Annotated in this window: 14 protein-coding genes and 1 tRNA gene; 8 read left to right on the top strand and 7 right to left on the bottom strand. The window is 40.7% G+C overall.

Going from position 1 to position 14905, the window contains the following annotated elements:
* Positions 1-274 precede the first annotated feature (274 nt).
* Positions 275-718: an RNA-binding S4 domain-containing protein gene (locus tag EYW48_RS19595; RefSeq protein ID WP_168524915.1), complete on the top strand. Its 444-nt coding sequence runs from the start codon at positions 275-277 to the stop codon at positions 716-718.
* 92 nt (positions 719-810) lie between these two features.
* Here EYW48_RS19595 and EYW48_RS19590 read toward each other — a convergent pair whose 3' ends face one another.
* The gene (locus EYW48_RS19590; protein ID WP_168524685.1) at positions 811-981 is read right to left on the bottom strand and encodes a hypothetical protein; all 171 of its coding nucleotides are present in this window, start codon (positions 979-981) and stop codon (positions 811-813) included.
* A gap of 34 nt (positions 982-1015) precedes the next feature.
* Entirely contained in the window at positions 1016-3370 is a 2355-nt protein-coding gene (locus EYW48_RS19585; RefSeq protein WP_277432889.1) for a fatty acid cis/trans isomerase, read from the bottom strand.
* A gap of 219 nt (positions 3371-3589) precedes the next feature.
* Here EYW48_RS19585 and EYW48_RS19580 point away from each other — a divergent pair.
* A tRNA-Gly gene (locus EYW48_RS19580) sits at positions 3590-3664 on the top strand.
* A gap of 201 nt (positions 3665-3865) precedes the next feature.
* On the opposite strand, the gene EYW48_RS22020 is transcribed toward EYW48_RS19580, so the two are convergent.
* A complete protein-coding gene (locus tag EYW48_RS22020) occupies positions 3866-3979 on the bottom strand; it encodes a helix-turn-helix domain-containing protein (RefSeq protein ID WP_338114806.1) in 114 nt (37 codons plus the stop codon).
* A gap of 290 nt (positions 3980-4269) precedes the next feature.
* Here EYW48_RS22020 and EYW48_RS19575 point away from each other — a divergent pair, with 290 nt between their 5' ends.
* Positions 4270-4437 (top strand): LacI family DNA-binding transcriptional regulator, encoded by a 168-nt coding sequence (locus tag EYW48_RS19575; RefSeq protein ID WP_171981140.1) that lies wholly within the window; start codon positions 4270-4272, stop codon positions 4435-4437.
* Here the strand turns inward: EYW48_RS19575 and EYW48_RS19570 are convergent.
* Complete coding sequence (locus tag EYW48_RS19570; RefSeq protein ID WP_277432888.1) at positions 4379-5503, bottom strand: glycoside hydrolase family 9 protein; 1125 nt, start codon at positions 5501-5503, stop codon at positions 4379-4381. The two genes, EYW48_RS19575 and EYW48_RS19570, sit on opposite strands and share 59 nt — an antisense overlap.
* Positions 5500-6702, bottom strand: a complete 1203-nt coding sequence (locus EYW48_RS19565; RefSeq protein ID WP_277432887.1) for a cellulase N-terminal Ig-like domain-containing protein — start codon at positions 6700-6702, stop codon at positions 5500-5502. The genes EYW48_RS19570 and EYW48_RS19565 overlap by 4 nt, the downstream gene beginning before the upstream one ends.
* A gap of 450 nt (positions 6703-7152) precedes the next feature.
* On the opposite strand from EYW48_RS19565, the gene EYW48_RS19560 reads away from it, so the two are divergent.
* The 3 genes from EYW48_RS19560 (at position 7153) to EYW48_RS19550 (ending at position 10521) form a co-directional block, all read left to right on the top strand.
* Entirely contained in the window at positions 7153-7851 is a 699-nt protein-coding gene (locus EYW48_RS19560) for a family 16 glycosylhydrolase (RefSeq protein ID WP_277432886.1), read from the top strand.
* 47 nt (positions 7852-7898) lie between these two features.
* On the top strand, positions 7899-9140 hold the full coding sequence (locus tag EYW48_RS19555) for a putative glycoside hydrolase (RefSeq protein WP_261927679.1): 1242 nt from the start codon (positions 7899-7901) through the stop codon (positions 9138-9140).
* Positions 9141-9354: 214 nt separating this feature from the next.
* Positions 9355-10521: a glycoside hydrolase family 5 protein gene (locus tag EYW48_RS19550; protein WP_277432885.1), complete on the top strand. Its 1167-nt coding sequence runs from the start codon at positions 9355-9357 to the stop codon at positions 10519-10521.
* Between the two features lie 280 nt (positions 10522-10801).
* Here EYW48_RS19550 and pncB read toward each other — a convergent pair whose 3' ends face one another.
* The gene (pncB, locus tag EYW48_RS19545) at positions 10802-12055 is read right to left on the bottom strand and encodes a nicotinate phosphoribosyltransferase (RefSeq protein ID WP_274683900.1); all 1254 of its coding nucleotides are present in this window, start codon (positions 12053-12055) and stop codon (positions 10802-10804) included.
* Positions 12056-12333: 278 nt separating this feature from the next.
* On the opposite strand from pncB, the gene EYW48_RS19540 reads away from it, so the two are divergent.
* Together EYW48_RS19540 and EYW48_RS19535 are read left to right on the top strand one after the other, a co-directional pair.
* Positions 12334-13047: an NUDIX domain-containing protein gene (locus EYW48_RS19540; RefSeq protein WP_277432884.1), complete on the top strand. Its 714-nt coding sequence runs from the start codon at positions 12334-12336 to the stop codon at positions 13045-13047.
* Positions 13048-13066: 19 nt separating this feature from the next.
* A complete protein-coding gene (locus tag EYW48_RS19535) occupies positions 13067-13714 on the top strand; it encodes an isochorismatase family protein (RefSeq protein WP_274682249.1) in 648 nt (215 codons plus the stop codon).
* 142 nt (positions 13715-13856) lie between these two features.
* On the opposite strand, the gene EYW48_RS19530 is transcribed toward EYW48_RS19535, so the two are convergent.
* Entirely contained in the window at positions 13857-14717 is an 861-nt protein-coding gene (locus tag EYW48_RS19530; protein WP_277432883.1) for an AraC family transcriptional regulator, read from the bottom strand.
* Positions 14718-14905 lie beyond the last annotated feature (188 nt).

Here is a 14905-nt window from a genome sequence, read left to right as displayed (position 1 = left end):
TTCCGATCACCGATTTCGGAGTTAGGCTAAAAGTGATCGGATAATCGCGGAATCAGTGATCGGTTTAAACCGAAATGGGTGATCGGATAATCCCGAAATGACTGATCGGAATGCTCCGAAATATGCAGTGCGAAGGAACTTATAACCACAAGTGGTTTGGGTATGGAATATTCACTGCATTATTGCTCTCAGTGCACTTGCAAGCTGATAACAATAGTTTCTAATTTTTGGATTTACCATTACACTTTGCGAAAAACATGATTAAGAAGTTATGATGAACGAAGAGATAGAAACTTTCGATGAAGAAGAAATCGAAATAGAAGCTATTGGTATTGATGTTTCAGTGCAACCAATAGAGCTTTACAAAGTGCTTAAAATCGCCAACTTGGTCGATGGTGGAGGCCAAGCAAAGCACCTTATTAGTGATGGCTATGTCGCGGTAAATGGTGAATTGGAAACAAGAAAGCGTCGTAAAATGTACGATGGAGACTTTTTTGAATTTAACCAAGAATACTATGTTGTGATTTGTGACCAACCTGTATCAGAGCGACCATCGGAAAAAGCTGAATCAGTAGTAAGTGAAGTGCCTAAAAAGAAAACCAAATCGAAGTCAAAAAAAGAACAGAAACCAACAGTAAGCCGTAAAAAAGAGCAAAAAGAATCATCCCCAATCCATAGAGATAAAGAGAGCGGACGCAATTCAATTGATTTCTTTTGATTGGTATTACTTCAAGCTGTAGTGTCTAATTGGAAAGGTGCACTTACTGTGGCGTATATAGTAAAGGGAGCAAATGCTCCCTTTATTAATTTTCAACGCCATTTGTCATCATCTAATGGTGACTCGTCGTCGAAAGGGTGATCAGCTTTACTTAGTAGCACTTCCAATTGGTACTCTAACTGGTTAACCGTTTCGTAGTCACCTTCTGAGCATGCAACATAAATTTGCTGTTCAAGTGCTTCAATGCTATCTCGTATTGCCATCGCGCACCTCCTGTATCCACTGATTAAGCGATTTTTATCTATTCTCAAATCTATTGTAGTCAAGTAAACCAAATTCGATAGGTTGATTTTTCTTATACCAAGCATGAACTTTATCGCTAAATGGCCAAAAGTCTGGTGAGCTACGACGAATTGCAAATCTATCTAATAGCTTAACGTAATCTTCTTCATTTCGCATATTGGTTAGGCGTTCAACCAATTCAGGAATATTTTTTTCTTCCATTGACAGATAAGCCTCGGGATAACTGCCTAGAACACCTCTGACTATGGTCAAATCATCATTTGCTGGGTCGCGGTTACTTTTTTCATCGAATAAGCTCGAAATGTTAGTGTGCGCGTTATTATGTAGCAGTGTAAATAACTGTTCTTGCCCTTGCTTTGATTTGATCATTATCATGGTGACCTGAGGTATTGAAAGTAAGCCTTCTCCCTTTATCTTATTGATCCCCGAAAGTAACCATTCATTTTGTTGAGAAAAACCAGTGTTGACGATATTAAAACGATCTGACAGTACGGGTTCTAGTTTTGCTTTGAGCATATCAAACAGTTCAGATTTCTGGTTTTCAGAGTGATATACAACACCGCTAGGCTGATCGAATGGAGCAACATTTCGTAGTAAGTAATCGCTTAAATGCTTACTTTGATTTTGATACCAACTTGAGTGCTCTTTGTGTCTCACGTCTCGAGGAAAAAGAGAGAGAAAGTTACTTTCTCCTTCAAGGCGCAGAAAGTCCATGAACATTCGGGTAATGAGTTGATGACCAAAGTTACCGTAAACATCAAATCCTGCCACTAATAAATAATGAATTCGTTCGAGCAGCGCATAATCTAAAATCCAAGCTGTTTTGGGCTTTTCCCCAACTAGGCCTTGTACAACCGAGGCACTATCAAAATGACGGAACACAGTGAGCGCAGCATTAGGGTTTACACCATCACCAGTCCATAGAATGTCTGTTGTGAGATTTTCACCATTTTTGAACCACTGATTGCTTGCCTCAGATTTTGCTTGTAAGTAACGCGCTTGTTGCTTAGAAAAGTGCACCCAATTGTGGATTGGTAAGGTATTACTTTCAAGCTCACCTGGCAGGTCTAAATTGTCTTTTTGTGAACGATAAAAATCGTTAACTTCCGGCAAGTCGGCTTTTTCTGGATCAACAAAGAAAACCCAAAAGCGGTCGTTAATTACGTTGAGTGCTAATTGCCCCCGGCATACAGGACCTTTTATGTAGGCCATGACCGTATTTTGAGCGTTATCCAACATAAATTTGAAGCGAGCTTTAACGGGAAGCGCATCAAAAGCCGTCATTGGGTTTGCCGAAACTTTAACATCATAGCTCGGTAGCTCAGTTACCTGATAATCGGTATCAATGAACCACGTTTTCCAATCTTCAATCCGTTTTTTGTTTAGAGCATAGGGCATATGTGTTTTATCAACAATGCTGCCCTGTTCTGGTATTAAGCGATAATAAACTCGGTCTACCCCTGGGTCATCATAAGGTCTGCGAGTACTAATACGCTTGACTGGTTCACCAGGGGGAGTCGCTGAACGGACTAAAGAGAAGAACCTAGGTTGCTCTGCAAGCTCAGAGAAATAGAGGTGTGAGAGAAATAGATGCTCATAAATATAGCGAGCCGTCAGCTGATTTTTTCTGGCACTGTAGTTCAACAGTTTTTCATATTCCTCTACAAGTGTGGTTTGTTCTGCCGTTAGCGGTATGTGCGCGTTCATCAGTGCGCCATCTTTTAGCCAAGCCAGCAATGTATTGTATTCATGATCACTTAGGTTTGGCATACCATAAGGCATTCCCCACGTTGGGTAGTCTTTTTCATATTTTGAATATTCTTCAATAGTTGGGCAAATCTGTTCTCTATCTATTGAAAAATCAAACCCTTCTAACTGAGCTTGTGAAGGGAGCGGGTGAGTTTCTTTTTGCATTAGTAGCTTTGCCACTAATCCAGCTTCCATATTGGCGGTAGGGGTTTGGTCCCGTTCGTTCAGCACAGGGTGAAAGCCAAAATCTCGCCATTGTTGAGTAAATTCAGCATCTTCAAACAAGCGGGTCGGCTTCGATGCGGTTAGGCGAGTGCCTTGGTAAACGAGATCTTTACTCGCGCCGCGATCGATACCTTCCACAGAAGACATTTTCAATTGGCAAGGCGCATCATAACAGGCGTGACAAACAACACAGCGATTATCAATAATCGGTTTAACTTGATTTAAGAAGAATTCTGCGTGTTGAGAATCCAGAGGTGTTTGCCTAGCTTGAACTTCTGGCTCACCAAATAATTGGTCGTAATTAAGACCAGCGTACATTGCACAGCCTGAAAACAGCGCAACAAGAGTAACAATAATCAGTCGACGAAATGGCATAGGATTAAATATCTAAAGAATGTGTGGTTATTAAAGCAAATAATCACAGAACATGCCACTGACGGTGTTTAATATAACCGCAGTTCAAAACAAGTTAAGCGCAATTTTTAATCGATCAAATGAAATTTGCCTGTTTAATGTTCACTTAGATGTTTTTCGTTAAAAAAAGGGTTTTCTTTTCAGTTAGATGTGGCATATTAACTAGGTCTTCACGACATAGCGTACTTCGTATAATGGCTATTACCTCAGCCTTCCAAGCTGATGATGCGGGTTCGATTCCCGCAGTACGCTCCAATCCTTTCTAAAGATTCAGCAATTCAAAATTACTGAACATAAAACGCTTAACGGCGTGCTTTTTCGTATCTGTTATTCTATTAACTATGATTTTTAGGTCGACTTTACAGTTGGTGGCTTTTTGGTGCCCAAAACTAAAATTAGATTAAATGGCTTATTTTTGGCCAGTTCAATAGAATCATCAGCCCAACATTGGGGTTTTTAACCTTCGCTTTCAACTTTCCGTTCGAACACTTCACCAACGCTTATCTCTAAGTATCCGCATAAAGTGTCAACAACATCTAACTCAACTCGCGCTGCCGTTTCATTTTTCACATATAGGAGATTGTACGATGGATAATACCCATTCTTAAATCATTCATAAAACAGATCGTGAGCGTGCAGACTTGCGTTGGCAATGCTAGCAACTAGACAGTGCCATCTTCTCTAGTTGTTATTTGTTACACATGTGGATATAACTCTGGCAAGACATATTATTTTGTTATCTCTATTGTTATTTGCAAAAATATAAGAGATTGATTTTTATCGATCCTTTACCTTCACTAATCTGAAAACATATGTTAGAACGGTTACTCTAGATTGGATCTAAAGCATTAAGTCTTCATATGGATAAAACAAATAAAACCAAGGCGCCTACCGCTTACGAAGTTGCGAAGCTTGCTAACGTATCTCCCAGTACGGTTTCTCGATACTTTAATATGTCATGTTACTCAGTTATTGAACGGTTTCATCTAAGAAACTCGTTGCCCAGAAAAATGGCGCATTCCAGTTGATGGTTATTTCATTGAGTGTCCATGCCCCGATATCATCTTTCCAACAAGTTTGTCCAATACACTTGCCTTTCATTGATGCTGCGACAGGATCACTGAAGTTAATAGAATTCGGTCCTCCAGACATGACACCAGGAGCGACTACTGGAGATTCACTGTCGGCGGCATGAGCCCAAAAACGGTGATGAGGATTCAGAAGCGGGCGACTACCATAGCCTGAAACATAAGACTGATCTAACGCGTTGCGACCGAGGACATAGTCCATCGCATCAATAATGCCTTCTACGTACTTCGAATTATTGGTGAAATCATATGCAATACCCAAGAAGATACTGCGGTTCATTAAGTTTGAATTTGAACCCCATGGGTACTCTTCGGTGTTGTAAGGAATAAGATAACCTTCTTTTTCTATCGACTGGTAATAAGCGTCCGCAGTTTTGATAATATTCGCACGTGCTTTCTCTATTTCGCTAGCTGGTAATTTATTAGGAACGATAGCAAGAGACAAGGTTCCTGCTGCGCTCACTCCTTGCCAGTACAGATCGCCAGTTGCATTAATATCTCCTTTAGGAGTCGCTAAATAGTAAGGTGAAGATTGAACCGCTTTTTTGTATTCTTCTTTCCCTGTCGTGACAAACAGTTCCGCAGCCGCCCAGTAAAACTCATCATCTAGCTGAGTATCATCATATGGACCGGAGCCGACAAAGTTATCGTATGCATACACATTTTTGTGTTGATTAGCCGCTTTCCAGGCTTTTTCTGCAGAAATTAGGCACCGCTTAGCATAGCTAGGATCGAGATCTTGCCAGATCCTTGCACATTGAGCAGCAGTAGCGGCTAAATTAAGCGTAGCGGCTGTTGTTGGGTAGCTTAAGAATCGCTCACGTGGATCTTTGTGAGGAGGTAAAGGCATTCCCGTCCAAGCGTCATCAGCGACTTTATGAAAAGCCATGCCATCGGCATTAATCGGCGTGAGTTTCAATTGATCTAATTTCTCGGATTGATCACCCACGGGAACCCAGATTTTGCTGTTTTCAGGCACTTGCATTGCCATCATAAAGTCCATCATCCAGCGAATTTCATCAAGAAGATCGTTGAAGTTGTTGTTATTTCCGGGATTTTTACTTTTCCATCTGCAAATGCGTTGGTACGGTTTGCCTGCTTTTCTCTTTCGTAGTAGTTGGCGAGAGTCCATGCCGAGATACCGCCATTAACCACGTACTTGCCATGATCTCCCGCGTCATACCAGCCGCCAGTGACATCTAAATTAAGATCACAGCCTGGCCATTGGTTTCCTTTTGCATCGGTTTTATTAAAACACGTAACAACTTCAGGCAAATGTCCTGCAGGTCGAGTGAGGTCGGCTCGTTGAACGTACTCAGGAACAATATCGATGCCACTTCGTTGTTGATAGAAGAAAGAAAGGGCGTCGTACTTCATTTTTCTATAAATGGCATTATCAATAACAAATGGATGGCTTTGATGTCCGTCCACTTCTAACGTGGCTTTCTTTGCCGGATTTTGCACATTGCTAAAATCGATCAACTGGACATGTTCACCAGAGGCTTTATTCAAGCCGAATGGAATCGTTTCACCCTCAGCGATAACACGTTGGTCAGCACCTAATAACTTCCAACTTATTGGTGATGTCTCTTTAGTGACGACCGTGGCATGTTTAGGCCCGTGGATAAAGTAGCCGACTTGGTTAACTCTTACGCGAGCTAGGTCGCTCTCCTTAACATATTTTGGGCCGGTTAAAGAAACATCTTTAACACAGACGGTTGTTGGTGATTCGGTTCCCATTTGAAACTGGAATTGAACGTTATCGTCATCACCAGTTGGCTTAAATGAAAATTGAAATGGTTTAAGATCCTGATTGAGAGAAATATCCTGAACAAAATGGTTGGTGTATGGCGCTCCATTATGTTGGACTAGTGCTTTTACGTTTATTGACTGTTTTGCTAGCGCACTAAATTGTAGATGGTAGTTTTGGCCTTGTTTTAAAGCCAGTCCCGATTGTCCAAGAATTACATCCCATGGATTCTTACCCTTCTGGGTAAAGGTAATGCAACCCATTTCGTTAGTAGATTGTAGTTCTGCGCCTGCAGCCCACCATCCGTCGGTACTTTGCGAAAAACTGCCATTGGTAATGAGTTCTTCTTTATATTCGCCGGAATTACTGGACGTCGATGGCTCTACAGCACAGCCACTAAGTCCAATAAAACCACAACTAAAAATAGCTACGATACTTAGCTGTTTCTTATTCATTTTAACCTCGTGAATTTAAAAGGATGATATGGATAGATCTCTTTTGCAATAGTCATTACCCCCACAAAAAGTGGAAGTTTAAATATAAGCTTTAGAAATAGGGCATTCCGATAAGACGATATATTTCTTAACAATGCAAGTGATACTTTTTAATTTGTGAAGATGATTGTTATTTTATTTTCCATCATATTTTGTTTTTAAAAATAAAATATTAATTTCAAGAAACGATTTCATGATCTCTATGGAAGTGTGATTGATTCCTTTTTTTTTATTTTTACTGATTAATTAAAACATATTTTTTAAAGGTGGATATGGACAATTTTTAACAAATACATCTAGAGTCTAATCGTAAAAGAAGTGGGGAAACAAAGAGATTTTGCTGTTCATACTTTGTTCTCGAAACCTATAAATGTATACGACAGGTATATAACCCTAGTTAAGAGGTTAAAAATGAACACAATTCTACGACGCTGCAGCTATGTATTGCTACTCAATACATTATGTGTTTCTTACAGTTTTGCTTTGGATTGGAGCGGAATGAACTGGCTCGTCTCAGATGGATGGAGAAATGGTGGAAGCGAGTTCGATTGTACATGGCAATCACAAAATGTTTGGCGGGAAGATAATCTATTGATTATGCACGCTAAATCAGACTCTTATAGTAAGAGCTGCTCTGAAATTAGAACTTACCAATACGTTCGTCGTGGACGTTATGAAGTAGAAATGCAAGCGGGAGCTGTTCCCGGAACCATTAGTTCATTTTTTACTTATGCGGGAGAATCTGGAACTGACAGTCATTATGAAGTTGATATTGAACTGATGGGAGGAACGAATTTATTACACACGAATGTATGGATAGAAGGTCGTCAATCTCCTGTAGATATCGACTTAGGTCAATATGGGATGTCTATTTGGAGCATGGAAAAATATGCATTCACAATCGATGAATATGGTGTGATATGGGAAGTTTTCAGTCGATATCATAATCAGTGGATTCAAGTACGAAGAGCCAATAAAACAGTCTCAGATTATATGCAAATATTTATTAATAACTGGATAAGTGCTAATCCCCAGTTTCCACCTAGTTATTATAATGGCAATCCCGTTTATGCCAAATATCGAATAGTTAGATTTTATTCTTATGAGTGATCTGCTGATGTTTTATATATAACAATTAACGAGAGTATAAAGTTATCATGAAAAAAATAAGTAAAAAATTTATTCTTTTGCCATTAATGGCGATGGTTATTTCTGGGTGTTATTCTGATAATAACGATAATAAATCTGATGTTTCGACATTCTTAGGCGTAGGTACAACTGCTGGCATTTCTCCGTGGATCCAGTCTGAGAATGATGGTTGGAAGGTCGCGGAGGTCAGCGTGACCCCTGTGAGTTTGGCAGGTATCAGTGCTGTATTAATCAATAATAACGGTGAGAACGATACCGCAGATATCCAAGTTACAGGTACAGGGAGTCACTTATTCATGCTTAAGTCCGAAGTGGCAACGGATCTAAGCACTTATCAGACTGGTTACCTAGAATTTAAAGTTCGGGCGAAAAGTGATACACCTGAATCTATGGTGGTTTCGATTGATAATGAGTGGCCAAACAGAAGTAGTCTAGTGCTGGTTAATCCGTTAACAGGAAGCGGAGAATGGGAAACGCTTAGCGTTCCAGTGAAATGTTTGAAACCTTTCGATGGAGCTACTGCGGTCGATTTTACACAAGTGGGTACGCCTTTCCATCTGGATGTCAAAGAGTCATTTGACTTCGAAATTACCGATGTCACTTATAGATTAACTACAGATCAAGAAACCGTTGTGGACGCTGATAGCTGTACTTCGACTTCTGATAGTGACAGTAATAATGATAGTGACAGTAATAATGATGTGGAGCTTGGTGTGAACAATGCTCCGGCTCTTAATAGTGGAGACGTTGCACTATATTATTCGGGTGAAATTAGCCAAGCTCAAGATTATTCGTCTGCTTATCCATTAAATAGTTTCGGTTTTGTTGTGCAAGAGGAAAACCAAGTCGTAAACGTCTCATCTTCAGAGAATGGTGGTGTATTCCTCGGGGGGGACGATTCTAATATGGATTTCTCTGCTTACAGCGATGAACTTGTTAGTCTCGACTTGAAAATCAAAAGCTACGGAGAAACCAATGGCCTTCAGGTTAGAATGGATGGGGTCACTGAAGATTTCGGCCTGTTCTTTACTGTGGATAGTGCAATCGTACCAAGTGACAATGAATGGTACCGCTGCCAAATTCCGGTTGCATCGATTATTCCTCAAGGTAGCTTAACTCAAGTCAAGAAAGTTATTTATATCTCTGGGCCGTGGGACAGCATGAAGGATCTGGCATTTTCATTTGCCAATATATCAATTGAAGGTAAAGGCGACAGCTATGATCCTGCATCTCCTTGTACCAAATTATAGTTATTAAGTAATTTCACATAGAGTTAAGGTAGACGAATATTGTCATCTCATTCCTATGTATGAGTGAGGTGACTTTGTTGCGTAAAGAAATTAAAAATAAACCATTATCAGCCAAGCTTCTGTTCGCTTCTAACTATATATAAGTAAAGCTTATTTATTTTTTCCAATTGAAATAATTTTTCATGATTGTTGGGTTTTAAAGGAATAATATTTTATGATTCGTGAGATAAAAATAACGAGTGTGGCTATTTTAAGTCTCTTTGCCGTTATAGGGTGTGGCTCGGATAACAATCATAACGATAAAAGTGAGCAATCTGTTGCCCTAGACAATCGTTATTACACAGATATGTATCATTGGAATAACAGCAAAGGGCTTAACGTTACTGCGCTTGGTCGTGGTATCAATATGGGGAATTATCTCGAGTCGCCCACTTATGAAGGGGAGTGGAACAATAACCTGATTATTCAGGCAAGTGATTTTAGAAATATCAACCAAACTGGATTTGCAAGTGTACGTATCCCTGTTCGCTGGAGTGCACACACGTTGACTAATGATCCTAATATTATTGACGATACTTTCTTGTCACGTTTTCAGGAAGTGGTTGATCAAGCCATTCAAGAAGACTTGAAAGTAATTATCAATACTCACCATTTTGACGAACTATTTTACGATGATAAAGACTTTGACTATCAGCGCTCACGGTTATTGAAGTTTTGGGATCAAATATCTAAGCGCTTCCCTATTAGCCAATATAATCAAGACCAACTGATTTTTGAGTTTCTTAATGAGCCTCATGAAGACGTTGGCATTAAAGAATGGAATAGTTTAATTTCAGATCTCACCAATATCGTTTGGCATGCGAATTCTGCTACTCAAAACAATGCGCTTGGCCAACGTAAAGTTATGGTAGGGCCTGCTGATTGGGGGGGAGTATCTAAGCTACCTTATTTGGAACTGCCTAAATCATCTAATCCTGATAATACAATCATCACAGTGCATTTCTACGAACCGTTTCAATTCACTCATCAGGGGGCATCTTGGGTAGATGGGGCTGATACATGGATTGGTACACGTTGGTTGGCGACTGAGTCGCAGCAGAAAGTTTTGATCGATTACTTAGATCTTATAGATAAATGGAATGCTGAGCCTGGTCATGGGTTTGAAATTAATATTGGTGAGTTTGGTGTCTACAGCCAATACTCTGCGCCAGAAGATCAACGCGCTTGGACAGCATTTATTACCAGAGAAGCGGAAAAGAGGGGGTATAGCTGGAATTACTGGGAATACAGCTCTGGGTTTGGTGCTTACGATCCATACGCAGAGCAATGGCGAAGAGCGTTGGTTGAAGGGCTCATACCTAAAAACGCAGATAGCAATTGATCAATCTGCATCTTTATATACCCATACTCATATTCTAAGTAAGATGCTCTGGAAATGCGTAGAAAAGTAAGACAACTGTTGAAAGAAGTATGATGATCTCGCTAAAGAAACACACATTATTACCGTGAGTTGTACGTAGTTGACCGAAGGATGAAGATGCTAGATATCTACTCCTTCGGAACTAGTGATTACACTCTTTAAGTTGCACAAATACCATACAATCGTAAGGGGCTAAAATGAAGAGGATGTGTTTAAAAAGGTAAAAATTGTGTAGTCAGGCTTAGCTTGCTCTGTCCAACTCAACGTCCAGCCCAAAACATTGTTTTAAGTGGTTAAGAAAGAGCGGATCTTCACACATCGCTTTTTCTGGTTCATCACTGATTTTCGCGACCGCTTTACCATTGCATTGCGCCATTTTAATCACCATCGATAATGGCTTGTATCGCTTATTATTGCTCTGCCAATCGCCCATATCATTAGCTAAGAATGTACCAATTCCAAAACTAATATTCGCTCTTTGGCTGAAGTACTGACAAATCTCTAGCGCTCTGTCGAAGTCGAGGCTATCTGTGAAAATTAATATTTTCGACATTGGATCAATACCCAAAGCTTGATAGTGAGCAATCATCTTATCGCCCCATATCAATGGGCATCCTGAATCGTGACGGACCCCAGCGTAAGCGTTGGCGCGCTGCGCGGTAAAGTCATTTAAGAACGCATCTATGCTAATTGTATCGGTAAGGGCAATGCCCAATTTGCCTTTAAAAGTTTCGTGCCATCTATCTAGTGCGATTGCTTGGGATTGAGCCGTGTCGACTAGTCGCTGGTGGGCCATAAACCATTCGTGCGCAACAGTACCAATTGGGGTCAGTTGAAATTTTTTAGCAAGGTGGTAATTGCTAGTACCAGACATCAGCTCTGGCGCATGTTGACGAAAATAGTCAACCACATCGTGCTGAACCTGAGCACTGAAGCGGCGGCGGCTACCCATCTCAGAAAACTGGAAATTAGTAATCTCGTGTCGGGCTAACTCAGTTTTTAGTTTGTTGACCTTATTTTGCAAAACATTGTGAAATTGCGCGTAGGGAATACCACTCCACAGCTCACGGTTACGCACTTCCGAGATAATACTCATCACCAAGGTTTCATACAAAATGGTTTCATGCCAAATCCCTTGTATGGAGACTTTTAATTGATTTTGACCATGCTCATCAGCGACGGATACGGTCACTTGTTGTTTTGGAGCAAATCTGAATTTCGCTAAGTAGCTTAGAAAGCCTTGGTCGAGATGAGGCGCTTGGCAGTGTAAATAGTCTATTTCATCGCGATTAAAACGACAGTCAGTGAGTTTGTTAATCTCTTGCTCTATTTGGTGTTTAAAACCAGTCAGGTTTTCATCTGAACGAACAATGAGCTCATAACGTACTTGAGTTTCAGGATAGAGCCGATAAGCAGCACACATCATGTTGATCTTATAAACATCAAGATCAAGCGCGCTTTGAATGATTTTGTGGTTGAAAAGCTTGGCATTCATACGGCCATCCTATCTTTTATCTGGCTCTTACTGGTTGGCACTTTAGTAATTTGCATTTGGTTTGTCAAATTACGTTATTAACCATAATTTAGCACTTTGGGTTGGATTGCGCCTATTACCTTTTAGTCTATGCTATCTAATCGGTTTATCTTATTGGCATACGCTTAAAGGTGGCCGTCTCAAAATAAATAAGGTTAGTCACGGTTAGTTACTTTCCTGTTGACCTGTAATTTAGCAGTGGTAATGTAACCAACAATTAGGGACTTAGGAAACTGACGATGATAGTGACCATTGACATGATATGTCTTCGAATTGGAACACAAGGCTTGGAGGTGTTATTGATTAAGCGCAATAACCCTGATCGGCCGCAACATGGTCTGTGGTCTATTCCCGGTGGATTCGTATTTGAGCAAGACCTTATTGAGCAAGGTGGGCAGCAAGCCGATCAAGATTTTGAAGCAGCACGTAAACGTATATGTCGGCAAAAAATTCACACCTATCCGCACTACATTAGTGAGCCTATGGTTGAGGGAAACCCCAAGCGAGACCCCGATGGTTGGAGTGTGACGATTGCGCACTATGCGCTGCTCAATAATGCCAATGTCGAGCAGATTGAAAACAGTGGGCTGTGCCAAGAGCAATTAAGATGGTTTACCCTTGAGCGCGTGCTAAAGGATGAAATTGAACTGGCTTTTGACCATGCTGAGCTCATTAAATTGGCATGGAAGAAACTAAGAGCTGCAGTTGAATATACGTCAGTGGCATTGTTTGTTTTGGAAAAAGAGTTTTTGGTGTCAGATATTATCGCTGTCTATGCAAAGTTCGGTGTCGAGGTTAATCGTATGACGGTCAAGCGTCGCTTGATTGATACTGGCGTGATTGTGAGTGCGAAGAAAATGGCGTCGACCAATAAAGGGAAGGGCGGTAAGCCGGCACAGGTTTATAGCCTTAGTGAAAAAAGTGTGACTTATTTTCAGACCTGTCTGCGCTAAACCCAACAAGGAGTGAATCATGCAAATGCAAACCATAAAGATTGATAAAGCCAAAACAGCTTCGGTTGATGTTGATCCACAGAAAGGTTTTAGTGAGCTATGTCCTAATGAGCTACCTGTTGCGGGGGCGTTAGAGATTGTTGATGAGCTGAAACACAACCACAATAAAGCCAGTGTAAGGTTGGTGTCTCGTGATATGCACCCACCAGGTGCGGCTTGGGAAGCTCAATCACCCGATAAGATGCTGCAACCGGTAGGATTGCCAGAAGTAGACATTAAGTGGAACCCGCATTGTGTGGTAGGAACGCTTGGCGTTGAGCTGTTACCTGGCTTGCCTGCTGTTCGCGAGTACGACTTTCAACTTAACAAAGGCATTGACCCAGACGCTCATCCATACGGGGCGTTTTATCACGATCAAGCCGATAGGTTGTCCACTGGCGGAATTGAGTTTCTGCGAGCAAAAGCGATAGATACCGTTATTGTGGGTGGGTTAGCTTTGGATTTTTGTGTCAAGAAATCAGTCGAGCAGCTTCTTGATGCCGGTTTTCGTGTGATCCTAAACCTCGCCTCGACACGAGCCGTTTTTCCAGAAAATGCAATCACGGTTATTGGCGAACTGGCCGACAAAGGCGTGATATTGGTCGAAAATTCTGACGCTATACTATAAGTCTATTTGACAGTGGTTGTAGGCCATCTTAACTACGTTATTGGATTATCAAGTAGAAAACTACATTTCAAAGTTTCTACCTTGTACAAAGAACCCACAAACCGCTGCAAAGATCAGCTTGAAAGGTCAACACGCCCTAGGCTCATCGGCATGACAACTCTTGGGTCAGTTTAAATTGCTTGGGGGTGATGCCGAATTCTTTCTTAAATAATCGAATAAAGTGAGAAATATTTTCATAACCTAATTCTAAAGCGGTATCCGTCACCGACATCGAAGATAGGTAACGCTTAGCTTTAGTCAGGCGAACTTTGGTCATGAATTCTTTAGGGCTTTGAGTGGTGATCATTTTGAATTTTTGACTGAAGTTTGGCAGTGACATATTCACTTCTTCAGCAAAGTCTGAGATCGACATGACTTGCCCTTGGTTTGATTTCATCAAGCTGATCACGCGGTTAATTGGATGATTTTTATAGTGGTGTAGAATATCGTGGCAACCTTGTCGTTTTAACAGCTCATAGACTAACTCTTGGCAAGTCAAATCTAACAGGAATGGAATATTGTTATCTCTGCTTTGCAGTATTGACTGTACTCGTACATGCGTATTAAGCAATTGATCTTGTAATTGCTCGAGCTGAAATTGGTTATGGTCAAATTTGACTTCGCAGTCTACTTCAAGTTGTTCGCTCACTTGTGAACGTACGCCATCAACAATTTCGTCACTAAATTCGTAAACTAATGCCTTAGTGTACTCAGTCATCGACATATAAACTGTTGAATGCGGAGGAAGTAACACACATTGTTCTCGCTGATAACTAAATTGTTCCGCTTGATTAATCACCACCTCTTTGTGACCCTGTAAAATAGTGCAAAGACGTGGTGCATCGTATGAGCGGTATTCATCGTGGAAGTGTTTTGGTAAATCGTAGTACAGTAGATTTACCTTATCAGTCGAAAGTGCGTATTCGGTTTCAGCAATGCGGCAAAAACTGTTGAGAGACTTCATTGATTAGCGAATGTAATTTTTTTTATCCATGAGATTAATAGTAATTCTTATTGCAAAATAGAACGTATGCGCCCCATAATCCCACGGGGCGTTTTAATTTCAGTGTGAGACGTTCCAAGGCAGAAGAGAGTTAATATCAGGCTCTGGCTTTGCCAGTTCTTTCATACATTTGACCATGTAATCGTAGA

The organism is Vibrio sp. 1180_3 (assembly GCF_029478545.1).
GTDB lineage: Bacteria > Pseudomonadota > Gammaproteobacteria > Enterobacterales > Vibrionaceae > Vibrio > Vibrio aestuarianus.
The sequence above is the reverse complement of the archived record's forward strand: the minus strand, read 5'-3'. Positions and strand labels throughout refer to the sequence as shown.

Coding starts and splice junctions, on each gene's coding strand:
- EYW48_RS19595 (WP_168524915.1), top strand. CDS start 275: ATGAACGAAGAGATAGAAACTTTCGATGAAGAAGAAATCGAAATAGAA.
- EYW48_RS19590 (WP_168524685.1), bottom strand. CDS start 981: ATGGCAATACGAGATAGCATTGAAGCACTTGAACAGCAAATTTATGTT.
- EYW48_RS19585 (WP_277432889.1), bottom strand. CDS start 3,370: ATGCCATTTCGTCGACTGATTATTGTTACTCTTGTTGCGCTGTTTTCA.
- EYW48_RS19575 (WP_171981140.1), top strand. CDS start 4,270: ATGGATAAAACAAATAAAACCAAGGCGCCTACCGCTTACGAAGTTGCG.
- EYW48_RS19570 (WP_277432888.1), bottom strand. CDS start 5,503: ATGATGGACTTTATGATGGCAATGCAAGTGCCTGAAAACAGCAAAATC.
- EYW48_RS19565 (WP_277432887.1), bottom strand. CDS start 6,702: ATGAATAAGAAACAGCTAAGTATCGTAGCTATTTTTAGTTGTGGTTTT.
- EYW48_RS19560 (WP_277432886.1), top strand. CDS start 7,153: ATGAACACAATTCTACGACGCTGCAGCTATGTATTGCTACTCAATACA.
- EYW48_RS19555 (WP_261927679.1), top strand. CDS start 7,899: ATGAAAAAAATAAGTAAAAAATTTATTCTTTTGCCATTAATGGCGATG.
- EYW48_RS19550 (WP_277432885.1), top strand. CDS start 9,355: ATGATTCGTGAGATAAAAATAACGAGTGTGGCTATTTTAAGTCTCTTT.
- pncB (WP_274683900.1), bottom strand. CDS start 12,055: ATGAATGCCAAGCTTTTCAACCACAAAATCATTCAAAGCGCGCTTGAT.
- EYW48_RS19540 (WP_277432884.1), top strand. CDS start 12,334: ATGATAGTGACCATTGACATGATATGTCTTCGAATTGGAACACAAGGC.
- EYW48_RS19535 (WP_274682249.1), top strand. CDS start 13,067: ATGCAAATGCAAACCATAAAGATTGATAAAGCCAAAACAGCTTCGGTT.
- EYW48_RS19530 (WP_277432883.1), bottom strand. CDS start 14,717: ATGAAGTCTCTCAACAGTTTTTGCCGCATTGCTGAAACCGAATACGCA.